We start from the raw sequence: 25,698 nt of genomic DNA on the forward strand, positions 1-25,698 counted from the left end.
AGGGAGGCTGAATATGGCGGGGTTGACGAGACTCGAACTCGCGACCTTCGGCGTGACAGGCCGACGTTCTAACCAACTGAACTACAACCCCGCGTGCTTTAAAGACCCGTGATCCGTTTCCTGGTGGGCGGTACAGGGCTCGAACCTGTGACCTCCGGCTTGTAAAACCGATGCTCTCCCAGCTGAGCTAACCGCCCCGGAAGAAGGCATATTTATAGCCGAGCCCTCCAAATGTGTCAAGGAGAATTTCGGAAATCCGCATCGAACGTGGGCTCAGTGTTCCAGGCGGAGGGTCAGCCACAGATTGCCCAACCCCAGAGCCAGCGCGGCGAGGAACACGGCCGGATAGCCGGAGGCGTCCCAGAGGAACCCGCCAAGGAACGGCACGATCATGGACACCGCGTGATCCAACGTCAGCCCCATGGACAGGGTGGGCGCGATTTCCCGCTTGTCCGCGGCGATTTTGTTCAGGTAGGTGATCCGGGCGATCCGGGTGGCGAACATCAGGCTGTCGAGCACGAACAATCCGTACAACAGATGGATGTTCGCCGAGAGGGCGAACCCCAGGCAGATGGCCGCCATCGCCACGCCGTCGACCACCAGCACGGCGCGCTCGCCGAACCGATCCACCGCCAGACCGAAGTACTGGCGGAACACCACGCCGCCCACCGCCGCCGCCATGACCAGCAGGGCGATGGTCTGGGGCGGCGTGTGGAACACGCTCACCAGCACCCACGGGCTGAACGTGAGGAAGAGCTGCTTGCGGGCGCCCCAGAAAATATTGAGGAGATAGAACCGGGTGTACCGCTTCTTCAGCACGAACCGGCGGTGGTTGCCGCCGCCGTCGCCGGGCAGGCGCAGCCGGCTGAAGGCCACGGCCGCCAGAATCGCCGTGGCGGCGGCCAGCGTGTAGACACCCGGGTAGCGAACGCCCAGCCGGTCCATTAACAGCCAGACGGCCGCGGTGCCCAAGATCATGGACAGGTTCCGCGCACCGGTGAGCTGTCCCAGCCGCCGACCGGCCCGGTTCGCCTCGGCCAGCTTCAGGCCGATGGTGGCTTCGGCGGTGATGAACAGGTGGTCCCCGAGGCTCCATAGCATCATCCAGAAGATCATGAGGGACAGCGTGGGGGACAGGTACCCGAGGCCCAGGATGCCGACCCCGGTCGTCAGTCCCACCAGCACGGCCCACAACCGGAGTGAGAACGCGGCGAGGGCGCCGGTGACGAAGATCATGGCGAAGCCGGGCAGCTCCCGCGGGAATTCGATCAGGCCGCGGGCCGAGGCGCTGACGTGGAACGAGTCGAAGAGGTAATTGTTGAAGGTGGCGGTGAGAATGCCGTTGTTGATTCCCAGCAGCAGGGCGCCGACCAGAAACACCCGCAGGCTCGGACTGGACTCCCGCCATCGGTTGCGGTATCGGGTCAGGATGCGCACGAAACTCCTTCTCACTTTCCCGGCCGTCCGCACATCCGTCAAATTGAGGCAACGCCGGCGGCGAACCGTCATCCAACAGGACTGTCGTCATCGCCGGTCGGGTGTCGCGGCCGGTCAAATAACAGTTGAACACCAGACCGCCTTCATCGTACAAACATCAATCGGCGACGGACGATCCGGAGATGACCGCCCATTATGGCACCGGCGCCGTCGAATGCAACCACTTTCCCAAGGGAGTTCACATGACGCTCCGCCCCTGCCCTGCTCGCCGCTCCTGTTCCAGGCTGCTGCGGGCTCTGGTCGTGATCTTCGCCACCGCGCTAGGCATGCTCCACGCTCCCGCCATCCCGCCGCCGCCTCCGCGGGACGCCGCCGCCCTGCAGCTCACCCTGGACCGGCTGACGGTGCTGGGCAGCATCCTGTATGTGGCGCCCCACCCCGACGATGAAAACACCGCCCTGCTGGCGTACATGGCGCGCGGGCGAAAGGTCCGCGCGGCGTACCTGTCGCTGACCCGCGGCGGCGGCGGCCAGAACCTCATCGGCACCGAGCAGGGACCGCTCCTGGCCGCTGTCCGCACCCAGGAGTTGCTGGCAGCCCGCCGCATTGACGGGGCCGAGCAGTTCTTCACGCGGGCGCGGGATTTCGGCTACTCCAAGACGCCCGAGGAGAGCCTGGCCATCTGGGGCCGCGAGGCCGTGCTGGGCGACGTGGTCTGGGTGATCCGCCGATTCCAACCCGACGTGATCGTCACCCGCTTCCCGTCCACCGGCGAGACGCACGGCCACCATACCGCCTCGGCCATCCTGGCCCTGGACGCCTTCCATGCCGCCGCCGACCCGGCGCGCTTCCCGGAGCAACTCCAGTGGGTCAAGCCGTGGCAGGCGCGCCGGATTTTCTGGAACGCCTGGCGGCCGCCGTCTGATCGCACGTTCGATGCCACCGGTCTCATTCAGCTCAATCCCGGCGCCTACGATCCGCTGTTCGGCGAATCGTTCGCCGAGACCGCCGCCCGCAGCCGTTCCATGCACAAAACCCAGGGATTCGGCGTGCTGGCCCGCCGCGGCGCGTACACCGACTACTTCAAGTTGCTGGCCGGGGAGCCGGCCGCCGCCGACCTGTTCGAGGGCATCGACACCACCTGGGCCCGGGTGCCGGGCGGCGATGCGGTCGGCCGGTTGCTCAGCGAAGCGGCCGCCCGCTTCAATCCCCGCCGGCCCAGTGACGTGCTGCCGCTCCTCCTGCAGGCCTGGGAGGCGCTGGCAGCGCTGGACCATCCATGGGCGGCGGTGAAACGCGAGGAGCTGAGGGACGCCATCCGCGACTGCGCCGGGCTTTGGCTGGAGGCGATCGCCGAAACGGACACGGCCGCGCCGGGCGAAACCATCAAGGTGTCTGTCACCGCCATCAACCGGTCGGGGGCACGGGTCACCTGGACGTCCGTGACCGCCGCCGGCAAGACGGAGACGCGCGACACCGTCCTGGCCGCCGATCAACCCGACACGCGGCAACTCGCCGTGACCATACCGCCGGACGCAGCCGTCTCCCAACCGTACTGGCTGCTCCAGGAGCCCGAGCGGGGCGTCTATCGCGACAACGACCCGTCGCGGCGGGGGCTGGCCGAAAATCCGCCGGCGCTCGAGGTCGTCTTCTATTTGACGTTTGGGAACACGGTCATCGATTTTCCCGTGCCCGTGCGCTACCGCTGGCGCGACGCGGTGGAGGGCGAGCAGTACCGGCCGTTCATCATCCAGCCGCCCGTCATGATCCGCTCGGTGGACCGGGTGGAGATGTTCGCCGACAACCGGCCCCGCGACATCCGCTTCACTGTCGTCGCCGGACGGCCCGGAGTCAGGGGTACGGTCACCGCCGTCGTCCCCGACGGCTGGCAGGTGGAACCGGCCGAACAGCCGTTCGCGCTGGAGCGGAAGTCGGACGAGAGCGCCTTGTCCGTCCGCGTGACTCCGCCTGCCGGCGCCGGCACGGCGGTGCTGGATCTGGCCGCGGTGACCGATGGCGGCACCTATCGTCAGGGCCTGCAGCAGCTGGCCTATCCGCACATCCCCACCCAGACCCTGTTCCCGCCCGCTCACCTGCACCTGGTGCGGCTGGACCTGCGGCGCGACGGCCGCCGGATCGGCTACATCATGGGTGCCGGCGACGACGTGCCCGACTGCCTGCGGCAGATCGGCTACACGGTGGATCTGCTCTCGGACGAGGCGCTCGAATCGGGCGATTTGGCGGCGTACGACGCCATCGTAGCCGGGGTTCGGGCCTACAACACGCGGTCGCGGCTGGCCACGCTGGCGGGCCGCTTGGCCGACTACGTCGCCGCCGGCGGCACACTCGTCGTCCAGTACGCCACCGACCGCGGCCTCGTGGCGGACCCCGTGGGTCCTCTCCCGCTCACGCTCACCCGGAACCGCGTCACCGACGAGGAATCGCCGGTCATGTTCCTCCTCCCGGAGCATCCCGTCCTGAACACCCCCAACCGGATCACCGCGGCGGACTTCGCCGGCTGGGAGCAGGAGCGCGGCCTCTACTTCGCCGGGGAGCGGGACCCGCGATTCGCCGCGCCGCTGGCCATGCACGACCCGGGCGAAACGCCCATGGACGGCGGGCTTGTCGTGGTCCGGCACGGCCGGGGCCATTTCGTCTACACCGGACTGGCCTTCTTCCGGCAGCTCCCAGCGGGCGTCCCCGGCGCGTACCGCCTCTTCGTGAATCTGCTCTCGCTGGAGGCCGCCGATGAGTGATCCCGCCACCCGACGCGGGCCGGAGCCGCTCGAGGAGCCGCCGCCGTTCTTCGGGACGTGGCGACGCTTCTACCTCGTGGTGGCGGGCAACCTGCTGGGCTGGATCGTGCTGTTCTACCTTTTCCAGCGGTGGTTCTCATGACGCTCCTGGACTGGCTGGTGCTGGGCGGCACTCTGGCCTTCATCACCGGTTTCGGCATCTACAAGGGCCGCCAGGCGAACAGCCTCCAGGAGTACTTATTGGCGGGCCGCCGCATGCGTTGGTACTCGGTCACCCTGGCCATCATGGCCACCCAGGCCAGTGCCATCACCTTCCTCTCCACCCCCGGCCAGGGGTACGCCGACGGCATGCGGTTCGTCCAGATGTACCTCGGCCTGCCGCTGGCCATGATCGGCATCGCCGCGGTGGCAGTTCCCATCTACCACCGGCTGAAAATCCTCACCCCCTACGAATACCTCGAGCAGCGGTTTGATACCAAAACCCGGCTGCTGACGGCGTTCCTCTTCCTGCTTCAGCGCGGCCTGGCCACGGGCCTGACGATCTATGCGCCGTCGCTGGTGCTGTCGGTGCTGCTCGGCTGGAACCTGTCGCTGACCATCCTGGTCATGGGCGGGCTCATGATCACCTACACCGTCACCGGCGGCGCCCGGGCGGTGAGCCGCACCCAGCCGCAACAGGCGGCGGTGATTTTTCTGGGCATGACCGCCGCCTTCGTGGTTCTGGTGTGGCGGCTGCCGCACGACGTCTCCACAACAGGCGTGCTGCAACTGGCCGGTCACCTCGGGCGGCTCAATCCGATCGACTGGACTTTCGACTTGCAGAACCGCTACAACATTTGGTCAGGTCTGATCGGCGGGTTCTTCCTGGCATTGTCCTACTTCGGAACGGATCACTCGCAGGTGCAGCGCTACCTCACCGGCCGGTCGGTGGCCGAGAGCCGCACCGGCCTGCTCACGAACGGCCTGCTGAAGGTACCCATGCAGTTCGCCATCCTGCTGCTGGGCGCGCTGCTCTTCGTGTTCTACCAGTTCAATCCGGCCCCGCTCTTCTTCAACCCTGTGGAAACCGCCAAGGTGGTGGCGAGCGAGCGGCGGGCCGAATGGCTGGAACTGGAGGGGCGGCACCAGCGACTGCTCGAGGAAAGGAAGCAGCGGGCGCAGGAACTGGCCCGGATCATTGATGATGGGCCGGCGGATTCCGACGCAAAGGCCCGGCAGGCGCTGGCGGCAGCCGACCGGGCCGTGGACCAGACTCGCACCGCCGCCGCGCGGCTCATCCAAGAGGTGGATCCGACGGCGAACACCAACGACGTGAACTACGTGTTCCTGACGTTCGTGCTCCACTACCTGCCGGCCGGGCTGGTGGGCCTGATCCTGGCGGTGGTGTTCTCCGCCTCGATGTCGTCCACCTCGGGCGAACTGGCGGCGCTGTCCGCCGTCACCGTCGTGGACGGCTACCGCCGGCTCACCAGGGGCGCCGTCGGGGAACGCCGCGAGGTGGCTGTGTCGCGGCTGGCCACCCTCGCCTGGGGTGCCTTCGCCATGTTCTTCGCCGAGTACGCCGGCCGCCTGGGCACACTGGTGGAGGCCGTCAACATTCTCGGCTCTCTCTTCTACGGCACCATCCTGGGCATTTTTCTCGTGGCGTTTTTCGCCAAGCGCGTGCGCGGCAATGCGGTATTTATCGCCGCGCTGGTCGCCGAAGCGGCGGTAATCGCCTGCTGGCTGTGCACTCCCGTCTCGTTCCTCTGGTACAACGTGGTGGGTTGCATCATGGTCATCGGGCTCGCCCTGTTGTTCCATTCTGTTGAAAGATACTTTCTATCGACGATTGGCCGCACCGGTCCTTGCAGTTGATTCATGTTGACAATATCGTCATTTCCCAATATAAATCATTCATCACTCTTAATTTCGTCGGCAAAGGAGGAAAGATGGAACAGTGGCTGCCTCTGATCATTCAGCTGGTGAGCGGTGCGTTGGGCGGCAACCTGGCGGGAGCTTTGATGAAGAAGTTTTCTCTGGGCACCCTCGGCGATTCCATCGTCGGCATTCTGGGCGGCGGAATTGGCGGGTTCCTCCTCAAGTTGTTGGGGGTTGCGCTCTCGGGCGGGGCCGGTCTGGACCTTGGTTCCATTATCGGGAACATTGCGGCTGGCGGTGTCGGCGGCGGTGTCCTGATGGCCATCGTGGGACTCATCAAGAAGGCGCTGGCCAAGTAATCTCGGATCTCTCGGATCCGCCCGGCGCTGTTGCTGGAAGGATCCTGACAACATGCTGTCAAGATAATGAGAAGAGCCCCGGAATCGGGGCTCTTTGTTTATCGAATGACGGATCCCATCGGTCCTGCGGTTGCTATTTTTTCCACTCCGCCAGCAAGCCCTCCATCTCCTTCAGGTTGAAGGGGGGCTGTTCCATCTTGCGGCCCATCACCAGCGCTGTTTCCATGGTCGCCACGGCCTCGCCCTTCTGGCCTTGTTTAGCCAGAATGCGCGCCTTCGCCGCCAGGTTGTAGTAGGTTTCCTGAATCGCCACCGAGGTGTTGATCCACTTGAGCGCCTCATCGAGGTTGGTGTCATGGTCCAGGCAGAACATGGCCGCCCGATACGGCTCCGTCCAGTAGCGGGCCATGGTCTTGCGCGCCTGGTTCAGGAACTTGCCGGCGGTGTCCACGCTGAGTTTTACCGGAACGCCCACTTTTTCCCACTGGAGCATCAGGGTGGCGGAGTCCTCCTTGAGGTCAGCGAACACGAACTGCATCCACTCCGTATGCGCTACGATCACCGGCTTGACCTTCACGCGCAGGATGTCCTCCTCCTGCTTGTAGCCCATGGTGCCCCACATGGCGGTGTTCTTGTTGACGATGAATGTCCACTCGTCGGCGCCAGGGATGGTCGCCAGTGCATACGTGCCGGCCGCCAGCTCCTGCCCCTCCACCTTGACCGGATCGCTGATGGTCAGGAGAGTGGCCTCGTTGGCACCGGTGCGCCACACTTCGTTATAGGGGACCAGGCCGCCCCAGATCGTCCGCTCCTTGACGCCGGGGCGGCAATAGGTGACAGTCACGGTCGTAGTGCCGATGGTCTGAGTGACCACAGCTTTGGGACTGACTCGGGGTATTTCCAAACCCTGGGCCTGAAGGGGGATCACTGCCAGCACCAACGCCAGCAGCACCATCGAAACGAGTTTAGCCATGTTCATGTTGCCTCCTTACAAATTTCGCCGGAGTTGCCGCAGGAGCGGTCAGACCGAGTGTGTGTCATCTGCCCCGTTGAGGCGTTCACTCGACCGCGGTGTTGGCTTCCTCCCGGATGTTGAACGTATTCTACCAGACCTCGGATTGGATTCATACCTCACCGAACGGTTTCAGGGAAGCGCCTGGCAGCGGCAATAAACCGGAAAATACCTGTTTATTGCTTGGCAGCCACACAGTGGGATGATACACTGATTTTTTAATTCAGCCGGCTGCCCACCGGCAATCCCCGGAGGCGACATGGATTCCAATTCGAAGCACGGCTTCAGCACGTTGCAGGTCCACGGCGGCCATCACCAGGACTCGCTGGGTGCGGTGAACGTGCCCGTCTATCTAAGCTCCACCTTCGCCTTTAAAAATGCCGCCCACGGGGCTTCTCTGTTCGCCGGCGATTCGGACGGGTATATCTATACCCGGATCAGTAACCCCACCATCCGGGCCTTGGAGCGCGCCGTGGCCGAGATGGAAGGAGGCTTCGACGGCATCGCCACCAGCTCCGGGATGGGCGCCGTGTCCACCATCTACTTGGCGCTGCTGGACCAGGGGGCCCACGTGGTGAGCACGGCTTCGGTTTACGGCCCCTCGCGGCTGATCGTGGAAAAACACCTCAGCCGGTTCGGCGTGGCGGCAACTTTTGTCGACACGTCCGACACGAACAAGGTCCGGCAGGCCTTCCGCCCCGAAACCCGCGTGTTGTACGTGGAAACGCCATCCAATCCCACCATGCAGGTTACCGATCTGGCCGCCATGTCGGAATTGGCCCACGCTCACGGCGCCGTCCTGGTGGTGGATAACACCTTTGCCACCCCGTACCTGCAACGGCCGCTGGAACTCGGCGCCGATGTGGTCTTCCATTCGGTGACGAAGTTCCTCAACGGCCACGCCGACGTGGTGGGCGGCATCATCGTCACCCGAACCGAGGAGATGTATCGCCGGATCCGTCCCCTCATGGTGAACTTCGGCTGCAACATGGACCCTCATCAGGCCTACCTGGTGCTGCGCGGTCTAAAAACCTTGTCGCTGCGCGTCGAGCGGTCCCAACACAACGCCATGCAGATCGCCCGCTGGCTGGAGGGCAACCCCAAGGTAGCCTGGGTCAAGTATCTCGGCCTGGAATCCCATCCCCAGCATGAGCTGGTGAAACGGCAGATGCGGGGTTTCGGCTCCATGATCAGCTTCGAGCTCAAGGGCGGTTACGAGGCCGGCCGCCGGCTCATGGACAACGTCCGCCTCGCCATCCTGGCCGTCTCGCTGGGCGGGGTGGAGACTCTGATCCAGCATCCCGCTTCCATGACCCACGCGGGCATGTCCCGCGAATCGCGGCTTGCCGCCGACATCACCGACGGTCTGGTGCGGTACTCCGTGGGCATCGAAGATGTCAAGGATCTGCAGGCCGATCTCGAACAGGCGATGGAAAAGGTGTAGGTGCCGGGACGCAAGTTACAGGACCTAGGTCCTGGGTCCTGGGTACAGCACCTTAGGGATATACACCCTTGGTTTTGATTGTTCGTCGCGAACAGAACCGATTTTCAATGTGTCGGCTGGGGATTGTCCGAATTGTGTAGGATCAACCGATGGTGATTCTCCGTCCATAAATAGAGCCCTCGTTTTCAGAACCCAGGTTCTCGGTCCCAGGTCCCAGACCCCAGATCCCAGACCCCAGATCCCAGACCCCAGACCCCAGATCCCGGACCCCTGCTTCAACTCCCCTCACCCAACTTACGACTGCCTACACCGGGTAGTTGCCCGCCATGAGGGCTTCAACGTCTGCGACGGCTTTCGGGATGCGCCGTCCCAGCACCCGGGCGCTGTCCGCGGTGATCAGCACGTCATCCTCGATGCGGAATCCACCCAGACCGAGGTACTTGTCCACCTGGTCGTAGTTGATGAACTCGGCGTGGCGCTTCTCGGCGCGCCACTGCTCCACCAGCGCCGGGATGAAATAGATTCCCGGCTCGATGGTGATGCAGTAGCCGGGCCGCAGCGGCCGGATCATCCGGAGGTAGCCCAGTCCGAACTGCTCGGAGCGCCGATTGTCGGGGCCGTAGCCCACAAGATCGCCCAGATCCTCCATGTCGTGCACGTCGAGGCCCAGCATGTGGCCCAGGCCATGGGGGAAGAACAGGGCGTGGGCGCCGGCGGCCACCGCCTGCGGGACGTCTCCCCGCATGAGTCCCACCGCCACCAGTCCGTCGGCGATCACGCGGGCCGCCTCCAGATGGACGTCGCGGAACGCCACGTCGGGCCGGCACATCCGGATGGCTCGTTCGTTGGCTGCGAGGACGATCTCGTAGATCTCGCGCTGCCGTGAATCGAACGTACCCGTGATGGGGAAGGTGCGGGTGATGTCGCTGGCATAACCGGCGGTGGTCTCGGCACCGGTGTCCATCAGGACCATGCCGTGAGCGGGAATCTGGTTATGGTACGCGTGGTTGTGCAACACCTCGCCGTGGATGGTCACTATGGGGGGAAATGACAACGGCATCCCGCGGCTCATCGCCGCGTCGTGCATGGCCGCCATGACTTCAAACTCGGTGCGTCCCGGCGCGATGGTTCGCGCTGCCGCCGCGTACATGTGGAAGCTCACCTCGACCGCGCGTTCGATCTCGGCGACCTCCTCGTCGCCTTTTACCAGCCGCAGTTCCACAACGGCCCGCTTCAATGCCTCGCTGGCGTTCTGGCGGGTTTCCTGCGCGCTGAGGTGCAGCAGGCCGGCCAGCTTTAACAGATGGTCGCCACGATACGGCGGCAGGTAGTGCAGCGTCTGGGCGCCGCCCCGGAATGTGACGAGAAACTGCTCCAGTGAATTGATGTCTTCCACCCGGTGGATGCCCACCGTCTCGCCCAGTGATTCCAGCGACGGCAGCGGCCCGGTCCAGACGATATCGGCCACCGTCGGCTTGTAGCCGAACAGGATGTCCTCTTCCGGAGTCATGAGCAGGGCCATGTTGGGAATGGCGTGACCGGCGAAGTATAGGAAATGGCTGTTCTGGCGGTAGGGGTAGGGATTGTCCGCGTAATTGCGCGGCGCCTCGTCGTGGCCCAGGATCAGGATCCACGAACCGTTCAGGAGCTGCCGCAGCGCGTTCCGGCGATTGGCGTACACCCGAGCGTCGAACATGATTCCTCCAGGCAAAGGTTTCTAGTAAGATATACCAGATTCGAGCCGTTGTACAGCCCTCCAAGGCGCAACGCCCGAGCCTGGAGATGGTGACTGCCGATCTGATTGAGGTTTGTCAACGATGCACCCTGCACCGAACGGAATCCGGGAAGAGGTGGAATCGTTCCTCCACGACTGCACCATCATGCATTTAGCCACGATGTCGGCTGTATACCCCTGGTGTGCATCGGTTTACTTCGCCCATCGCGGCCGGCGGTTCTATTTTTTCTCCAGCCCCGACTCCCGGCATGTGAGCCACCTGCAGGACGTTCCGCGGGCCGCCGGCTCGATCTCGGTGGACAATGCCGATTGGCTGATGATCCGAGGTGTGCAACTTTCGGGCACCGTCCGCCGGGTGGACGCCTCGGTCGAGAAAATCCAGGCCATTGGTCTATACCTCACCAAATTCCCCCTGGTGGAGTCGTTCGTCGCTCGCCAGCACGGCGCCGGGCACCTGCCCGGCGGCCAGCTCGCTCACCTGTCCATGTACTGCCTCGACGTCGACGTAGTCGTCTACACGGACAACCGCCGGGGCTTCGGATGGCGCACGGAGCTGCACCTCGACGATTGACGCACCGTCCCTCATTGAGTGCACTCACCGCAGCCAACGTGACTCCGGAATCTGCATTGCGACTTCCTGACCGGCAAGTTACAGCGAATCAATCGTCAGATTGGCTCTTAAAAAATAATCCGGCCCGGAGGCCGGATCGGAAAAAATGGTTGGCGATTTGCATTATGACAGCACCCGAGATGTATGTCAAGAGAAAAGGTGTAAATTTGGTGTATATGATATAAGCCCATCTCAATCAGCAATATTGCGCATCCAAAATCCGCCGGGTGTTTACAAACCAGCTCCGCATTGCCATCGTTGGATGATTTCTGTAAAATACGTGTTTATGCGTGGAACCGGAAAGACATTCATCGTGGCGATCACGGGAGCCAGCGGCTCCATCTACGGCTGGGACCTGCTCCAGCGGCTGGAGACAGCGACTGATGTGGCCCGAATCTTCCTGGTGGTCTCCAGGCCGGGACGCGATGTGTTCCGGATGGAAACCGGCCAGAGCCTGGCCGGGCCAGAAGACGCCGTGCGACTGGGATTGTCCAAGGCGGTGTGGTTTGATGAGAGCGACTGGTTCGCGCCTATCGCCAGCGGTTCCTGCGCCACCGACGGCATGGTGATCGCGCCGTGCACCATGTCCACCCTGGGCGAGATTGCCGCCGGCACCGGCCGCAACCTGATCCATCGGGCGGCCGATGTCTGCCTGAAGGAGCGGCGCCCGCTGGTGCTCGTCCCCCGGGAAACACCGCTCAACATCATCCATTTGGAAAATATGCTCCGGGCGGCCCGGGCGGGCGCGATCATCCTCCCCGCCATGCCCGCGTTCTATTCACGCCCACAGAGCATCGACGAGCTAGCGGGCACCGTTTCCGCCCGGGTCCTGGCCGTGTTGGGGTCGCCGCTGCCGGACAACCTGACCTGGACGGGTCAGCCGTGATCACCGTCATCTTCAGGCAGCTCCGCCTGACTCTGGAGATGATCCGGATCGAGCACACCGTCTTTGCGCTCCCCTTCGCCTTCCTGGGTGCAGTGCTGGCCGAGCGCCGCTTCCCCGATGCCGTCACGTGCACCTGGATTCTGCTGGCCATGGTGGGCGCCCGCAGCGCCGCAATGGCGTTCAACCGGCTGGCGGACCTCCCCTTTGACCGCGAGAATCCGCGAACCAGCAACCGCGTGCTGCCGCAGGGGCGGGTCAGCCGGCGGTACGTGGTGGGCTTCATCATTTCCAGCGCCCTGCTCATGCTGCTGGCGGCCTACCTGCTGAATCCGCTCGCCTTCATCCTGGCGTTTCCCGCACTGCTGGTTATCCTGGGATATTCGCTGACCAAGCGCTTCACCTCGCTGACTCACGTCGTGCTCGGCTTCGCCCTGAGTATCGCTCCGGCCGGCGGCTGGATCGCGGTAACCGGCACCTTCGACCCCCGGATCCTGCTGCTGTCGGTGGTCGTGGTCACCTGGGTCGCCGGATTCGACATTCTCTACGCCTGCCAGGATGTCGGCTTCGACAGCCGGTTCGGGCTCTATTCCGTCCCGGTCCGCTTTGGGATCCGCCGGGCCCTGGCCATCAGCTTCCTGCTGCATCTCGGGACCATCCTCTCGCTGGGATTGATCATTTATGTCTTCCAACTGTCGTGGTTCAGCCTGGCGGGTTCCCTGTTCCTGGCCGGCATCCTCGTGTATGAACACCTGCTCCTGCGGCCGCAGGACCTGTCCCGGGTGAACACGGCGTTTTTCACCCTGAACGGCATCTTCAGCATCCTGCTGTTCGTCATCGTGCTGCTGGACATCTGGCTGTTCCGAACTCCCATCATCCCGATCCGCTGAGGCGACATCATGCTGGACATCTCGGCCCGATCCCCGCTCGCAGACGTCGCCCGCAAGGTGCATGGCGGCGAGCGCCTCGATTTCGCCGACGGGGTGCGGCTTTACCGCAGCCACGATCTGCTGACCATCGGCTACCTGGCCAATGTGGTCCGCGAACGGCTCAACGGAGACAGGGCCTACTACATTGTCAACCGCCACATCAACCATACGAACGTCTGCGTCAACGAATGCCGTTTCTGCGCCTACTACCGCCCGCCGGACCACCCCGAGGCGCACACGATGTCGCTGGACGAGATTTTCGCCATCGCCGAGGGGCACGCCCGCGAGGGCATCAGCGAGCTGCACATCGTCGGCGGCCTGAATCCCCGCCTGCCCTACAGCTATTACCTCGACATGCTTCGCGGACTGAAGGCCCGCCTCCCGGATGTCCACCTGCAGGCGTTCACCATGGTGGAGATCGACCACATCGCCGCGGTCGCCGGCAAGACGGTGCGAGACACACTGCTGGACCTTCAGGCGGCCGGGCTCGGTTCCATTCCGGGCGGGGGCGCCGAGGTGTTCTCACCCGGAGTCCGCGAGCAGCTCTGCGAGAAGAAAATCCCGGGAGCACGCTGGCTGGAAATCGCCCGCACCGCCCATGAGCTGGGCATCCGCAGCAACGCCACCATGCTGTACGGCCATGTGGAATCAGCCGAGGAGCGCGTGGAGCACCTCATCCAGCTGCGCGACTTGCAGGACGAGACCGGCGGCTTTCTGGCGTTCATCCCCCTGGCCTTCCACCCTGAGAACACCCGCGTGGAACAGGGTGCCGGCACCACCGGTTACGACGACCTGAAGAATCTGGCCGTGGCGCGGCTCATGCTGGACAACTTCCCCCACATCAAGGCGTTCTGGATCATGGTGGGACCCAAGATCGCCCAGGTCTCACTCTCGTTCGGTGTGGACGACATCGACGGCACCGTGATCGAGGAGCGGATCACCCACAGCGCGGGCGCCCGAACGGCCCAGGGCATGACCCGATCCGAGCTGGTGCATCTGATCCGGCAAGCTGGCCGGGTACCCGTGGAGCGGGACACGGTGTATAATGTCCGGAGTCAGAACGTCTGACGAGGTGACGCCAATGGATGTCAAGATCGCGCTCATCGGAGCGGGCAATGTGGGCCAGGGCTTTCTGTCGGTCTTACGGAAGAAGCGGGAACAACTGGCCGTCCGGCACGGCATCACCTTCCAGTTGGTCTCGGTGTGCGACCGCTCCCACGGCTCCGTCACCGCCTCGGCTGGCCTGAAGATCAGCGAGATTCTGCCCATCCTCGAGGACGGCCGCGGGCTCCTCGACTACCAGACGTCAGACCAGGCCTGTGTCAAGGGGCTGGACCCGCTGGCATGCCTGGAATTGAGCCAGGCTGATGTGGTGCTTGAGTGTACCCACTCCAACCTGCAGACCGGCGAGCCTGCCGCCGGCTATATCCGCCAGGCACTGGGGCTGCGCAAGCATGTGGTGTCCAGCAACAAGGGGCCGGCGGCGCTCAACTACCAGGAACTGCGCGACCTGGCCAAGACCAACTGCGTGCGCTACCTGTTCGGCGCCTCGGTGATGAACGGCACCCCGCTGGTGCCCCTCCTTCGCAATGCCTACCGTGCCGATGAGGTGCTGGAAATACGGGGCTTGCTCAACGTGACCACCAACTTCGTTCTGGCCCAGATGGAGAAGGACAAGCCGGGCGAGGCTGCAATCCAGGAAGCCGTTGAAAACGGCTACTCCGAAGCCGACGTCGCCCTCGACCTGGAAGGGCACGACACCATGGCCAAACTGATGATTCTGCTCAATGTGCTGAGCGATCGCCAGCAGCCGCTGGACCGGTTCATTCGGGAGGGGATCACAAACATCACCGTGCGGGACGTCCAGTCCGCCCGGGAAAAGAACATGCGCTACCGCATGATCGCCCATGCCGTGCGGGATGAGGATGGATCGTGGCGCGGCCAGGTCGGGCCGAACAAGATCGACGCACTCGATCCGTTCTATCACGTGGTGGAAACGCAGAACGCGATCCAGTTCAAGTCAGAGACAGTCGGCGACATCTACCTGGAAGGCCCGGGCTCGGGCCGTCAGGAGGTGGGCTACTCGATGCTGCTGGATCTGTTGTCCATCTATGTGCCCTGAGCGGCGGGTGGGAAGCGGCCGCTGCGCCGGACCCAGACCGAGACCCCCAGATTGTGCATGATGTGCGTAGCCATCGCCGCGCCGAGCGATCCGGTCCAGGCGTACACCGACGCCAACACCAGCCCCATCACAAACGCCATGACACCGTAGGCGGCCAGCCGTCGCTGCATCAAAAAGTGCAGGAAGGCAAACAACGTCGTCGCCGGCAGGATGCCGATCAGCGGCTGCAGTGCCGCACGGAATAGTACTTCTTCGGCCGCGGACCCCACCACCGCCACGAACAGCCACGGCACCGGCGGCACCGCCGCCACCGCCAGGTATATTTCCGCATCCAGTCGCGCGCAAAGCCACGGCCATTGCTCATAGAGGAGGGCGCCGGTACCGGCTGTGAGAAGTCCCAGCAACGCCGCCAGCGCCAAGGTGTCGAGCGGCCCCGGCAAACCGGCCAGGTCGTCCACCAAAGACGGCCCGCGCACCCCGAAGGCGATCCCCGTCTGAATCGCCGCGAGCACTATGGTCCCCAGCAGCACGGCTTTGACGAGATCGCGGTTATTCATTTTTAATTCAACAAGATATAAGCGTGCATCAAAAATCACTTTAACAGTTCAAATACGATGATTATCATTATATTTACGCTAAAAAGAAAGTATAATCTAGGCATCTTACAAAGATAATACTTATAAATATCGTATATAAATAAATAAAAACACGCAGGATTCGTCGATGCCGACGCGATCAGCGCCCGAGCTCATCGAAGTTGTCGATCTCGGGTGGGTCAGTCTGACGCACCTGGATGCCCACGTCAGCCAGCATGTTTCGCATGGCGGGATATGGGTATAGATAGACGACTTCTGTTATGCCGGCGTTGATGATGAGGCGTTGGCAAAGGTCGCACGGAAAGAGGGTGGTGTACATGGCCGCCCCTTTCGTGGAGATGCCCTGGTAGGCGGCTTGCACGATGGCGTTGGCCTCGGAATGGGTGGCCGGGCAGAGGGAGTGCCCCTGGTTGCTGTCGATGCGCTCGGTATCCTTGATGCAGGGGCGGCAGAACTGGTGGGTGAAGCCCTTGGGCGGTCCGTTGTATCCGGTGGAGATGATGTGCCCGTCGCGGACGATCACGGTACCGATCTGATGGCGCACGCAGATGGACCGCGCCCCGGCGATCTTGGCCAACGCCATGAAATACTCGTCCCGGGTGAGCCGTTTGCGCTCAATCACGGTTGGCCGCCTCCAGAGGGCTTTGGGGCGGCGGCCGGCGCAGGCACCACCAGTACCTTCTCGTCCCCTTCGCAGGTGACGAGAATCCGGCTGGCATCGGCGGTGAACACCGCATCGACGGGACTCTTGCGGACGGGAATCCGCCGGACGGACGGTTCGCCGGCGATGTCGGCATCGAGCACCGCCACCTCGCCGGCGCGGTAGCAGGCCACCGCCACCCATTTCTCGTCGGGCGACAGGCTGAAGCGGAAGGGACCCTCGGGCATGGGCACCTTGTGGAGCACCTGTCCGCGGCGCAGATCCCACACCCACAGATCGTTGGATCGCGAATGGGTGATGTAGAGCTTGCGGCCGTTGCGGCTGATCGCCAGCCCGTTGGGTCCGTCGCCCACCTTCAGGGTGTCGATCACCTTGTTCACATCCAGCGAGATCACCGACACCGTGCTCTCGGCGCTGTTGGCCACATACACCGTGTCCCCCGCCGGATTGACCGCCAGCGCCTGCGGCCGCAACCCCACCTTGACCGATTCGATCACGCGCTGCTTCTGCAGGTCGAAGATGTCCAGGCGTCCCCACTTCCCCTTGCCGTAGTTGGCTATCAGGAGGTGGTAGCCATCCGGGGTCAGACACAGGTCGGTGGGGACATGCCCCACCTTAAACGTGTCCTCGAGCTCCAGAATCGGCAGCGTGAACGCCTTGACCAGCCCCGACTCCATGTTCGTGACGTACACCCGCCGCCCCGCCGGTTCGACGGCGATGCCCAGTGGGCCGTAGCCTCCGGGCACCTTCCGGATCTGCCGCATGGATTTCAGGCTGATCAGAGAGATCTCGTCGGAACCGAAGTTGGTCACCACCGCGTGTTCGCCGTCGGAGGTGAGACGGATGAAGTTGGGCGCCTGACCCACCTTGATTTCTGTGGCCGTCACGGCGGCGGCCATGAACAGGCATGCGGCCCAAATGATCGCGCGTTTCATTCGGGTGATGTCCTCTCCAGTTGGTTTCGACACGCCCGGAGCGTGTTGTCCATCAGCAGGGCGATGGTCAGCGGGCCCACCCCGCCCGGCACCGGCGTGATGGCCGCGGCCCGCGGGGCCGCCGAGGTCCATTCCACGTCACCCACCAGGGCCGTACCCTTCTTCTCGAAGGACCGCCAATGCTCGGGGCTGTCGCCGACGATCCGCCGCAGCTCGGCTGCGTCGGCCACCGCGTTGATGCCGACGTCCACCACCACGGCGCCCTCGGCCACGTGGCGGCCGGTGATCATGCCGGGTTTGCCCACTGCGGCGATCAGCACGTCCGCCTGGCGGCAAACCACCTCCAGATCGCGGGTCCTGGAATGGCAGAAGATCACCGTGGCATGGCGCTGCAGAAGCAGAATGCCCATGGGCTTGCCCACAATGTTGCTCCGCCCCACCACCACCGCGGTCCGGCCCGCCAGGTCCACGCCCGACTGGTCCAGCAGCACCATGATGCCGGCGGGCGTACATGGCACGAGGCGGGGGCGACCCAGGAGCAGGCGGCCCATGTTCTCCGGGTGGAAGCCGTCCACGTCCTTGGCCGGTAGAATCATCTCGGTGAGCGCGTCGGCCTCGCCGGCCAAAGCCGGCGGCAGGGGCAACTGCAGGAGGATGCCATGGACGGTGTCGTCCTCGTTGAGTTCGCGGATGGCCGCCCGGATCCGGTCGGCGCCGCTATCGGCGGGCAACGGCACGTGCCGGGATTCCATGCCCAGCTCCTCGCAGGTCTTGACCTTCTTGCGCACGTACACCCGCGAAGCCGGGTCGTCGCCCACAAGCACCGTGGCCAGAGCGGGGGTCACGCCCCGCCGGTCGCGAAGCTCCCGCACCTGCGACTTGATGCGTTCGATGATTTCGTTGGCGATTCGCTGTCCGTCCAGGATGACCGGCGGCATGATCGACCTCGTGTCTGGCAGTCCCGCCCATCTTAGCAGAGCCGTTATCCGATGACAACGATGCCCTGAAGGCGGAGGAGGTTTCGGTTGGCGAACGATCGGCGAAGGCTCCTCCCGACCGGTGCCCCTCGCCCTTCAGGCCGGGAGGTGTCCCGTCATCCGTGTGTTTGTCAGCCGCCGGCTCCGCGGACCGGGCAGAATCAGGACCTGCCCGCCCTAGAGTCTGGAGTTCACGAAGTCCCAGTTGATCAGCCGGTCGATAAACGCCGCCACATAGTCGGGCCGGCGGTTCTGGTAGTCCAAGTAATAGGCGTGCTCCCAGACGTCCACGGTGAGCAAGGCGGTGCAGCCGTGCGCCAGCGGCGTGTCGGCGTTGGCGGTCTTGGTCACCGCCAGCTTGCCGTCGCGCAGCACCAGCCAGGCCCAGCCGCTGCCGAACTGGGTGGCGGCGGCGTTTTTGAACTCTTCGACGAATTTCTCATAACCGCCAAGGTCCGTGTCGATTTTCTTCGCGACGGCTCCGGTGGGCCGGCCGCCGCCGCCCGGCTTCATGCAGTTCCAGTAGAAGGTGTGGTTCCACACCTGGGCGGCGTTGTTGAAGACCCCCGCCTTGCCGCTGTCGCCGGCGACCTTGCGGATGATCGCCTCCAGGTCCAGAGTCTCCAGGTCGGTCCCCGCGATCAGCTTGTTGGTGTTGGCGACATAGGCGGCATGGTGCTTGCCATGGTGGAATTCCAGCGTTCGCTCGCTGATGAAATCCGCCAGGGCGTTCTTCGGGTAAGGCAGCTCGGGAAGGACGACGGCCATGATTACCTCCTCGCGACAGATGATACGGACATCTAATCACACTCCCGGGGTGGACGTAAAGCACGTCCAGCGGCTCAGTGCGTCCGCTCCAGGACAAACACCGCCAGATCCCGCAGGAAGCCGGGGTCGGCGAGGCCTGGGCCGATTTCCGCCAGCACCGCCAAGGCGCGGTCCACGGTTTCGCGGGCCATCGCCCGACTTCGCTCCAGGCCGTGAACGGCCGGAAACGTGAGCTTGGACTGGGCCGCGTCCTTGCCGGGCGTCTTGCCCAGTTCCTCGCGGGTGGCCGTGACGTCCAGCAGGTCGTCCGTGATCTGGAACGCCAGGCCCAGCGCCTCGCCGTACTCGGTGAGCCCGTCCAGAATGTCCCCGCCGGCGTCACCAAGGAGCGCCCCGCAGCGCACCGCACCGCGGATCATGGCGCCGGTCTTCAGCCGGTGGATCTCACGAAGTCGTTCCGCATCGGGTGCGCCCGCGCTGGAGGCGACGTCCAGAACCTGCCCGGCGACCATCCCGTCGGGAGTACCGGCCGCCAGCGCCATCTCCTCGACCAGGCGGGCGCGCAGGGCGGCGAATTCCCCCCCCTGCGGGTGGCGCGCGAGCAGCCAGAAGGCGTAGGTCAGCAGAGCGTCGCCGGCCAGGATGGCTGTGGCCTCGCCGAACCTTTTATGGCTGGTGGGCTTGCCGCGGCGGAAATCGTCGTCATCCATGGCCGGCAGATCGTCATGGATGAGCGAGTAGGTATGGATGAGCTCCACGGCGCAGCCCGGAACGTGCCGCTCCGGGTGTCGGCAGCCCAGCGCCTCGGCCGTGGCGGCAACGAGCACGGCGCGAAGTCGCTTGCCGCCGGCGAACACGCTGTAGCGCATCGCCTCATGGATGACGGCCGGCGACTGCCCGGCCGGAGGCAGGAGGCGGTCCAGCCAGGCGTCCACCTCGCGCCGGGTGGCGTCCCATCGGTTCTGGAAGAGGGTGGCCATATGGGCAGTCCTCGGTGTCAGAACGGCACGTCGTCGTCCTGACGCTTGTCCGCACCGGTGTCCGCGTCCTCGCCGCCGAAAGGCTCCCGCCGCATCTTGCCGTCGGCGCCCTTGAGCAGAACCTCGACCTTCTGTTCCGCTTCCTGAAGTTTCGCCGAGCAGGTCTCGGCCAGGGCCATGCCCTCCTCGAATACCTTGAGTGCCTCCTCCAAGGGCAGATTCCCCTCCTCGAGCGCCTTGACCTTACCCTCCAAGGCGGTCAGTGCCGACTCGAAATCCTTGAACTGCTTCTGCGCCATGGGCAATCCACCTCCGCGTCGTTTCAATCTTGCGTGCCGCCGTCATCGGGATCCGTTGCGTCCGGCCGCGACGTTTCGACGGCACACCCCAGCCGGCCGGCGCCCAGCAGCACGTTCACGCGACTGCCGGGCGGGGCCTGCTGCCACGTCCGCACGGGACGTCCGCCGGCGTCGAGGCACAGGGCGTACCCCCGCGCCAGCACCGAGCGGGGCCCCACCGCCTCCAGGCGCCGCCACGCCAGGTCCAGCCGGCCGCGATGGGCCACCAGGATGGCCTGCATGCGCGCCGCGAGGCCGCGGCCCGCCAAGACGGTCCGGTGGGCGGTTTCGCGCAGCCGCTGGACGGGGCTTCGAGTCTCCAGCCGGCGCCGCGCGTCGGCCAGGCGCCGCTCGGCGCCGCCCAGCCGCTCCCGGATCCGTAACCGAAGTTGCACCGCCAGCTCATCCACCCGCTGGATGCGCGTGCCCACCAGGTGCGGCAGCGCTGTGACGCCGCGGCTCAGGAGCAGAACGCGCAGGCGGTGGCGCCGCTCGGCGACGGCTTGTCGCAGCGTCACGGCCATAGCATGCCGGGCGGCGGCCACGCGGTCCCGCAGGTGTTCGGCGGCGGCGGCCACCAGCTCGGCGGCCGCCGACGGCGTGGGCGCCCGCAGGTCGGCGACGAAATCGGCGATGGTGAAATCCACCTCATGCCCCACGGCCGAGATCACCGGCACCCGGCACGCAGCGATGGCCCGCGCCACCGGTTCCGTGTTGAACGGCCAAAGATCCTCGAGGCTGCCGCCACCCCGTCCCACGATGAGCACATCCGCCGTTTCAGGATGCGCATCGAACCAACGCAGCGCCTCGGCGATCTCATCGGCCGCCCCTTCCCCCTGCACCTTGACCGGGTACAACAGAACATGCACGGCGCTGTTCCGCCGCCGGAGAATGTGCAGGATGTCGCGCACCGCCGCGCCGGTGGCCGACGTCACCACGCCCACCCGCGCCGGGAACAACGGCAACCGGCGCTTGCGCGCCTCGTCGAACAGCCCCTCGGCGGCCAGCTTCTCCTTGAGCTGCTCGAAGGCACGCATGAGGTTGCCCAGGCCGAAGTCCACCATCTCCTCAACGATGATCTGGAGGTCACCGCGCGGTTCGTACATGGAGATGCGGCCGCGGGCGATCACCTCCATGCCGTTGCGCGGCGTGAACGGCACCCGGCGGTGCGAGCCGCGGAAGCAGACCGCCCGCAGCTGGGCGGCGGCATCCTTCAAGGAGAAATAGTAATGGCCTGACGACGGAATCGCGAAATTGGAAATTTCGCCCCGCACCCAGACCGCGGGGAAGGTGTCCTCCAGCGCGGCGCGAATGATGGCGGTCAGCTCGCTGACGGTGAGAATGCCCCGGTCGTCCAGCCCCTGCTCGCTCATCTCGCCCCCTCCTCCGCCACCCGCTGCTTGATTTCCGCCACCAGGTACAGCGAACCGGCCACGACCACATGGCCGTCGGGACCTGCCAGCTCCTGCGCCTCCCGCAGGGCCTTGCCGGGTTCCTCCCGGAAGCGCACGCCCGGATCGTCGAGCCACGCGGCGTAGTCGTCGGCGCCGGCGGCCCGGGGGGTCGGCGGTCGGGTCAGCACCAGGGCCGCCGCCGCCGGGCGGAGCAGCGCCAGCATGCCGTGCAGATCCTTGTCGCGCATGGCGCCGAACACCACCACCGGCCGCGGATCGAACCGGTCGATCTCCCGGACCAGCTCCCGGACCGCCGCCACATTGTGCGCACCGTCCACCACGACGGATGGTGCCTCGACCAGGCGCTCCATCCGGCCGGGCCACCCGCCGCAGGCGAGCCCCCGGCGGATGACCGCTTCGTCCAGTCGCCAGCCGAACGCACGCAACACCCGGCAGCAGGTCACGACCGTGGCGGCGTTATACCGCTGATAGGCCCCGTCCAGGCCCAGCCTCCAATCGCATTCCCCGGCGAACTCCGCCTCGTAGACGGGGCGGGCCGGCACCAGCGCTCCGCACCCGGCGACCAGGTCGTCCATCACCTCGTCGGCCCAGCCGTCCTGCGGGCCCAGCACGGCCGGGGCCGAACGCCGCAGCACGCCCATCTTCTCGCGGGCGATGGCCGTGATGGAATCGCCGAGAAACTGGCAATGATCCAGGCCCACCGACGTGATGACCGACAGCATCGGTGCGGCGACATTGACCGCGTCGAACCGGCCTCCCAGGCCCACCTCAAGGACATGGACATCGGCCCGGGCTTCGCGGAACAGGCTGGCCGCCACGAAGGTCAACCACTCAAAGTACGTGGGCCGCCGGGGCAGCGCGCCGCCCAGCCTGTGGACCACCTCGCGGACAACGCAGGCGTGGCGGTAGACTGCGGCCGGGTCCGCCGGCGTCCCGTCCAGTCGAATCCGCTCGGTGAGATGCAACAGATGGGGCGAGGTGTAGAGCGCCGTCCGGTAACCCGCCGCTTGGAACACCTGGGCGAGCCACCAGGCGACGCTTCCCTTGCCGTTGGTGCCTGCGATCACCACCGCCGGCGCGAACCGTTCCGGGAATAGGAGCTGGATCACCTGCTCCGCCACGGCCAGGTCGTAGCGCATCTCCGTCACTTCGCCACCGAGGCGGGCGAGGAACTCGGTGAAATCAGCGTAGCTGTGCCAAACGGTCTCGGCCATCAGGATGTCAGGAAACGCAGGACCTTGATGAGGAAGTCGCGCAGCTGCCGGCGGTCCACAATCCGGTCCAGCATGCCGTGCTGGAGGAGGAACTCCGACCGCTGGAAACCGGCGGGCAGCTTCTGGCGGATGGTCTGCTCGATGACCCGGGGGCCGGCGAAACCGATGAGCGCCCCGGGTTCGGCGATATTCAGATCGCCCAGCATGGCGAACGACGCGGTGACGCCGCCCGTGGTGGGATCGGTTAGGATGCTCAGATACGGCAGGCCCGCATCGTCCAGGCGGGCGAGCGCGGCGCTGATCTTGGCCATCTGCATGAGCGACAGAATCCCTTCCATCATCCGGGCGCCGCCCGAAGCCGCCACCAGAATCAGCGGTAGCCGTCGATCCAGCGCCTGATCAATGGCCCGAGCGATTTTCTCGCCCACCACCGAGCCCATGCTGCCGCCGATGAACCGGTAGTCGAGAGCCGCGACGACCACGTCCATTCCGCCCATCCGGCCCGTGGCGCAGCGGACGGCATCCCAAATCCCCGTCTTGCTGTACGTGTCCCGGAGACGTTCCGCGTACGGCTTCTGATCGACGAACCGGAGCGGATCCGGCGAGCGCAGGTCGGGATCCATTTCCTCGAAAGTGCCGTCGTCGAAGAGCTGTTGTAAACGCTGCAGGGAATACACTTTCAGATGGTGGCCGCACTTGGGACAAACCATCCGGTTCTCTTCCAGATCCCGGATGAAATGGGTGACCCCGCAGCCGGGGCATTTTTGAAACTGGCCTTCGGTGAGGACCCGTTGCGCTTCCGAGTCTGCCTTGCGGAATTTCGAGGCGCCGCTTCGCTCCGGCACGTTGCGTCACTCCAAACCGAGCGTTGAAACGAGTGTCATCTTATCGGCTGCCTGAGGGCGAGTCAAGTGCCTTGGACGTCGGGGACGCCGCCATATCCATGAAAAGATTTGATTTTTTATTCAACTCTGGTTAAATATAGCCAATGTTCATGTTCGGGAGGACGGTATGATCTGTCCCTTCTGCCTGAAGGATTTCCCGGCAGGCTATTCCCAGTGTCCGCATTGCCTCGGTTCCATGGCCGGTAATCCCCTACCCGCCTACGCCGGCGTGTTCCGACGCTTCTTCGCCTTTTTCTTCGATGTGCTGATCATCGCCGTCCCGGCAACCGGCCTCTATTTCGGCCTGACTTTCGCGCTCGGATCAGAACAGCCGATGATCCCGCTGGCGGCCATGTCCGCAGTCTTAGGCCTGCTCGGGATCCTGCAGCTGGTGTTGCTGCTCACGTCCGGGCAGACGATCGGCAAGAAGATGCTCGGCGCCAAGATCGTCGGCAAGGATTTCGAGAAAGCGGGCGTGGGCAACATTCTGATGCGTGAGATCATCGGTCGGATGGTCTGCGGTTTGACCGCCAGCATCGGCTATCTGATCATCTTGTTCAACCCCCAGCGGCGCGGTCTGCACGACATGATCGGCGGCACGGTGGTCCTGCGCAAGCAGAAGGCGGCGGAGGTCCCGATCGCCGCGGCGCCCGCCCCCCAGCCCGCTTTCGAGGCAGCCCCTGCCCCGCCGCCGCCCACACCCGCAGCGCCGACTGCGGTGCCGATCGCGGCGCCGCCGGTGCCCGAGCCGGCCTTCCAGCCGCCTCCGCCGATGCCCGCAGCCCCCCCTGTTCCCGTGATGCCTCCCCCCGCCATGCCGGTGGCTCCGCCCGTTCCCGAACCGGTCAAAGCGCCCGAAGCACCGGCGGCGGTCGCCGAAGCGGGCAACTGTCCCGCCTGTCATTCTCCCATCGAAGATCCGAGCAGCAAGTTCTGCCTGGTGTGCGGATATCCGATTCAGGGCGGTATAAAGATCTACAACCAGTTCTGCCCCAATTGCAAGGCGCCGGTGCCCGAGGGGATGCCCACCTGCCCTTCCTGCAACCGGCTCATGGCAGAGGTGCCTCCGCCGGTGATCGCACCGCTGCCCCTCGAGGCGGCAGCCGAGGCCACGGTAGTCGTTTCGGCTCCCCAGATCATCTCGTACACCGCCGATGGACGTCAGGAAGTGTTCACCCTGCAGATTCCCCTGACCAAGATCGGCCGCAACAAGGACAACCACATCCCGCTGCCGGGCGAGAAAGCGATCTCGGGGCATCACTGCGAAATTTACATGGAAGGGAATCAGTTCTTCATCCGGGATCTCCAGAGCACCAACGGCGTGTACGTCAACAACCGGAAAGTGGAAACCAGTGTTCTGGCTGACGGCGACAAGATCAAGCTCGGCTTCAAGATCTTCCGCTTCAAACAAAGTTAGCGAGAACCCGCACCGCCAGACAACACGCGGCGTCGTCCGCACCGATGAGATGGCGTCGGTTTTGCCACCCCCGCCATCTCCCGGCATTCAACCTCACCAGACCTTGCATTCTCAAGGCCGACTGCCCTGATCTGAGACAACCCGGCGGGCGATGCCCGGTCCTGCCGCATGGTCGATCAGCCGGTATGAGTGAAAGAGGTGGCATCGGGTGTCCAATTTTCCCTGGTGTGCAAAGTCCGTTTTGAATCCAAACAGCGCACTGAACAAAGTGATTTGCATCACAACAGAAAAATTGATGGACCCATAAATATGAGTTGACAGAATAAGACAACTATTGATAATTCTATAGTCACAGGTTTAGATTGT

Annotated in this window: 24 protein-coding genes and 2 tRNA genes; 11 read left to right on the forward strand and 15 right to left on the reverse strand. The window is 64.7% G+C overall.

Going from position 1 to position 25,698, the window contains the following annotated elements; genetic code table 11:
• Positions 1-14 precede the first annotated feature (14 nt).
• From GX414_03020 to GX414_03030, 3 genes are all read right to left on the reverse strand, one after another.
• A tRNA-Asp gene (locus tag GX414_03020) sits at positions 15-91 on the reverse strand.
• A gap of 30 nt (positions 92-121) precedes the next feature.
• A tRNA-Val gene (locus GX414_03025) sits at positions 122-197 on the reverse strand.
• A gap of 76 nt (positions 198-273) precedes the next feature.
• Positions 274-1,437, reverse strand: a complete 1,164-nt coding sequence (locus GX414_03030) for an MFS transporter (protein ID NLI46060.1) — start codon at positions 1,435-1,437, stop codon at positions 274-276.
• A gap of 182 nt (positions 1,438-1,619) precedes the next feature.
• On the opposite strand from GX414_03030, the gene GX414_03035 reads away from it, so the two are divergent.
• From GX414_03035 to GX414_03050, 4 genes are all read left to right on the forward strand, one after another.
• Positions 1,620-4,193 carry a PIG-L family deacetylase gene (locus GX414_03035; GenBank protein NLI46061.1) on the forward strand — a complete coding sequence of 858 codons (2,574 nt, stop codon included), beginning with the start codon at positions 1,620-1,622 and terminating at the stop codon, positions 4,191-4,193.
• On the forward strand, positions 4,186-4,335 hold the full coding sequence (locus GX414_03040) for a hypothetical protein (GenBank protein NLI46062.1): 150 nt from the start codon (positions 4,186-4,188) through the stop codon (positions 4,333-4,335). Before GX414_03035 ends, GX414_03040 begins: the two co-directional genes overlap by 8 nt.
• A complete protein-coding gene (locus tag GX414_03045) occupies positions 4,332-6,050 on the forward strand; it encodes a sodium:solute symporter (GenBank protein NLI46063.1) in 1,719 nt (572 codons plus the stop codon). The genes GX414_03040 and GX414_03045 overlap by 4 nt, the downstream gene beginning before the upstream one ends.
• 74 nt (positions 6,051-6,124) lie before the next feature.
• Positions 6,125-6,412 carry a hypothetical protein gene (locus GX414_03050; protein NLI46064.1) on the forward strand — a complete coding sequence of 96 codons (288 nt, stop codon included), beginning with the start codon at positions 6,125-6,127 and terminating at the stop codon, positions 6,410-6,412.
• Between the two features lie 133 nt (positions 6,413-6,545).
• Here GX414_03050 and GX414_03055 read toward each other — a convergent pair whose 3' ends face one another.
• The gene (locus GX414_03055; GenBank protein ID NLI46065.1) at positions 6,546-7,391 is read right to left on the reverse strand and encodes a DUF2911 domain-containing protein; all 846 of its coding nucleotides are present in this window, start codon (positions 7,389-7,391) and stop codon (positions 6,546-6,548) included.
• 292 nt (positions 7,392-7,683) lie between these two features.
• Between GX414_03055 and GX414_03060 the strand changes: the two genes are divergently transcribed.
• Positions 7,684-8,868 carry a PLP-dependent transferase gene (locus GX414_03060; GenBank protein NLI46066.1) on the forward strand — a complete coding sequence of 395 codons (1,185 nt, stop codon included), beginning with the start codon at positions 7,684-7,686 and terminating at the stop codon, positions 8,866-8,868.
• Between the two features lie 304 nt (positions 8,869-9,172).
• Here the strand turns inward: GX414_03060 and GX414_03065 are convergent, their stop codons facing one another.
• Positions 9,173-10,564, reverse strand: a complete 1,392-nt coding sequence (locus GX414_03065; GenBank protein NLI46067.1) for an aminopeptidase P family protein — start codon at positions 10,562-10,564, stop codon at positions 9,173-9,175.
• Between the two features lie 121 nt (positions 10,565-10,685).
• Here GX414_03065 and GX414_03070 point away from each other — a divergent pair, with 121 nt between their 5' ends.
• The 5 genes from GX414_03070 to GX414_03090 all read left to right on the forward strand — a co-directional run bounded on the left by GX414_03070 (position 10,686) and on the right by GX414_03090 (position 15,147).
• Complete coding sequence (locus tag GX414_03070) at positions 10,686-11,174, forward strand: hypothetical protein (GenBank protein NLI46068.1); 489 nt, start codon at positions 10,686-10,688, stop codon at positions 11,172-11,174.
• Positions 11,175-11,499: 325 nt separating this feature from the next.
• Positions 11,500-12,099, forward strand: a complete 600-nt coding sequence (locus GX414_03075; GenBank protein ID NLI46069.1) for a UbiX family flavin prenyltransferase — start codon at positions 11,500-11,502, stop codon at positions 12,097-12,099.
• On the forward strand, positions 12,099-12,986 hold the full coding sequence (locus GX414_03080; GenBank protein NLI46070.1) for a UbiA family prenyltransferase: 888 nt from the start codon (positions 12,099-12,101) through the stop codon (positions 12,984-12,986). The genes GX414_03075 and GX414_03080 overlap by 1 nt, the downstream gene beginning before the upstream one ends.
• A gap of 9 nt (positions 12,987-12,995) precedes the next feature.
• Complete coding sequence (gene mqnE, locus GX414_03085; protein ID NLI46071.1) at positions 12,996-14,093, forward strand: aminofutalosine synthase MqnE; 1,098 nt, start codon at positions 12,996-12,998, stop codon at positions 14,091-14,093.
• A 13-nt stretch (positions 14,094-14,106) separates the two neighbouring features.
• Positions 14,107-15,147 (forward strand): hypothetical protein, encoded by a 1,041-nt coding sequence (locus GX414_03090; protein NLI46072.1) that lies wholly within the window; start codon positions 14,107-14,109, stop codon positions 15,145-15,147.
• On the opposite strand, the gene GX414_03095 is transcribed toward GX414_03090, so the two are convergent.
• The 10 genes from GX414_03095 to GX414_03140 all read right to left on the reverse strand — a co-directional run bounded on the left by GX414_03095 (position 15,135) and on the right by GX414_03140 (position 23,876).
• Positions 15,135-15,704 carry a CPBP family intramembrane metalloprotease gene (locus GX414_03095; GenBank protein NLI46073.1) on the reverse strand — a complete coding sequence of 190 codons (570 nt, stop codon included), beginning with the start codon at positions 15,702-15,704 and terminating at the stop codon, positions 15,135-15,137. The two genes, GX414_03090 and GX414_03095, sit on opposite strands and share 13 nt — an antisense overlap.
• Before the next feature lie 178 nt (positions 15,705-15,882).
• Positions 15,883-16,365, reverse strand: coding sequence for a dCMP deaminase family protein (locus tag GX414_03100; GenBank protein ID NLI46074.1), 483 nt, complete (start codon positions 16,363-16,365; stop codon positions 15,883-15,885).
• Complete coding sequence (locus GX414_03105) at positions 16,362-17,339, reverse strand: YncE family protein (protein NLI46075.1); 978 nt, start codon at positions 17,337-17,339, stop codon at positions 16,362-16,364. Before GX414_03105 ends, GX414_03100 begins: the two co-directional genes overlap by 4 nt.
• On the reverse strand, positions 17,336-18,277 hold the full coding sequence (locus tag GX414_03110; GenBank protein ID NLI46076.1) for a bifunctional 5,10-methylenetetrahydrofolate dehydrogenase/5,10-methenyltetrahydrofolate cyclohydrolase: 942 nt from the start codon (positions 18,275-18,277) through the stop codon (positions 17,336-17,338). Before GX414_03110 ends, GX414_03105 begins: the two co-directional genes overlap by 4 nt.
• A 216-nt stretch (positions 18,278-18,493) precedes the next feature.
• The gene (locus GX414_03115) at positions 18,494-19,084 is read right to left on the reverse strand and encodes a superoxide dismutase (protein NLI46077.1); all 591 of its coding nucleotides are present in this window, start codon (positions 19,082-19,084) and stop codon (positions 18,494-18,496) included.
• A gap of 74 nt (positions 19,085-19,158) precedes the next feature.
• On the reverse strand, positions 19,159-20,064 hold the full coding sequence (locus GX414_03120) for a polyprenyl synthetase family protein (protein ID NLI46078.1): 906 nt from the start codon (positions 20,062-20,064) through the stop codon (positions 19,159-19,161).
• 17 nt (positions 20,065-20,081) lie between these two features.
• Positions 20,082-20,363 (reverse strand): exodeoxyribonuclease VII small subunit, encoded by a 282-nt coding sequence (gene xseB / locus GX414_03125; GenBank protein NLI46079.1) that lies wholly within the window; start codon positions 20,361-20,363, stop codon positions 20,082-20,084.
• Positions 20,364-20,386: 23 nt separating this feature from the next.
• A complete protein-coding gene (locus tag GX414_03130; GenBank protein NLI46080.1) occupies positions 20,387-21,775 on the reverse strand; it encodes an exodeoxyribonuclease VII large subunit in 1,389 nt (462 codons plus the stop codon).
• A complete protein-coding gene (locus GX414_03135; GenBank protein ID NLI46081.1) occupies positions 21,772-23,031 on the reverse strand; it encodes a bifunctional folylpolyglutamate synthase/dihydrofolate synthase in 1,260 nt (419 codons plus the stop codon). The genes GX414_03130 and GX414_03135 overlap by 4 nt, the downstream gene beginning before the upstream one ends.
• Positions 23,031-23,876 carry an acetyl-CoA carboxylase carboxyltransferase subunit beta gene (locus GX414_03140; protein NLI46082.1) on the reverse strand — a complete coding sequence of 282 codons (846 nt, stop codon included), beginning with the start codon at positions 23,874-23,876 and terminating at the stop codon, positions 23,031-23,033. Before GX414_03140 ends, GX414_03135 begins: the two co-directional genes overlap by 1 nt.
• Positions 23,877-24,042: 166 nt before the next feature.
• On the opposite strand from GX414_03140, the gene GX414_03145 reads away from it, so the two are divergent.
• A complete protein-coding gene (locus tag GX414_03145; GenBank protein NLI46083.1) occupies positions 24,043-25,332 on the forward strand; it encodes an FHA domain-containing protein in 1,290 nt (429 codons plus the stop codon).
• Positions 25,333-25,698: the final 366 nt, after the last annotated feature.

The sequence above is a fragment of the Acidobacteriota bacterium genome (assembly GCA_012517875.1).
GTDB lineage: Bacteria > Acidobacteriota > JAAYUB01 > JAAYUB01 > JAAYUB01 > JAAYUB01.

Coding starts and splice junctions, on each gene's coding strand:
- GX414_03060 (NLI46066.1), top strand. CDS start 7,684: ATGGATTCCAATTCGAAGCACGGCTTCAGCACGTTGCAGGTCCACGGC.
- GX414_03070 (NLI46068.1), top strand. CDS start 10,686: ATGCACCCTGCACCGAACGGAATCCGGGAAGAGGTGGAATCGTTCCTC.
- GX414_03115 (NLI46077.1), bottom strand. CDS start 19,084: ATGGCCGTCGTCCTTCCCGAGCTGCCTTACCCGAAGAACGCCCTGGCG.
- GX414_03120 (NLI46078.1), bottom strand. CDS start 20,064: ATGGCCACCCTCTTCCAGAACCGATGGGACGCCACCCGGCGCGAGGTG.
- GX414_03135 (NLI46081.1), bottom strand. CDS start 23,031: ATGGCCGAGACCGTTTGGCACAGCTACGCTGATTTCACCGAGTTCCTC.
- GX414_03050 (NLI46064.1), top strand. CDS start 6,125: ATGGAACAGTGGCTGCCTCTGATCATTCAGCTGGTGAGCGGTGCGTTG.
- GX414_03055 (NLI46065.1), bottom strand. CDS start 7,391: ATGAACATGGCTAAACTCGTTTCGATGGTGCTGCTGGCGTTGGTGCTG.
- GX414_03110 (NLI46076.1), bottom strand. CDS start 18,277: ATGCCGCCGGTCATCCTGGACGGACAGCGAATCGCCAACGAAATCATC.
- GX414_03130 (NLI46080.1), bottom strand. CDS start 21,775: ATGAGCGAGCAGGGGCTGGACGACCGGGGCATTCTCACCGTCAGCGAG.
- GX414_03040 (NLI46062.1), top strand. CDS start 4,186: ATGAGTGATCCCGCCACCCGACGCGGGCCGGAGCCGCTCGAGGAGCCG.
- GX414_03145 (NLI46083.1), top strand. CDS start 24,043: ATGATCTGTCCCTTCTGCCTGAAGGATTTCCCGGCAGGCTATTCCCAG.
- GX414_03045 (NLI46063.1), top strand. CDS start 4,332: ATGACGCTCCTGGACTGGCTGGTGCTGGGCGGCACTCTGGCCTTCATC.
- mqnE (NLI46071.1), top strand. CDS start 12,996: ATGCTGGACATCTCGGCCCGATCCCCGCTCGCAGACGTCGCCCGCAAG.
- GX414_03090 (NLI46072.1), top strand. CDS start 14,107: ATGGATGTCAAGATCGCGCTCATCGGAGCGGGCAATGTGGGCCAGGGC.
- GX414_03095 (NLI46073.1), bottom strand. CDS start 15,704: ATGAATAACCGCGATCTCGTCAAAGCCGTGCTGCTGGGGACCATAGTG.
- GX414_03035 (NLI46061.1), top strand. CDS start 1,620: ATGACCGCCCATTATGGCACCGGCGCCGTCGAATGCAACCACTTTCCC.
- GX414_03105 (NLI46075.1), bottom strand. CDS start 17,339: ATGAAACGCGCGATCATTTGGGCCGCATGCCTGTTCATGGCCGCCGCC.
- xseB (NLI46079.1), bottom strand. CDS start 20,363: ATGGCGCAGAAGCAGTTCAAGGATTTCGAGTCGGCACTGACCGCCTTG.
- GX414_03065 (NLI46067.1), bottom strand. CDS start 10,564: ATGTTCGACGCTCGGGTGTACGCCAATCGCCGGAACGCGCTGCGGCAG.
- GX414_03075 (NLI46069.1), top strand. CDS start 11,500: ATGCGTGGAACCGGAAAGACATTCATCGTGGCGATCACGGGAGCCAGC.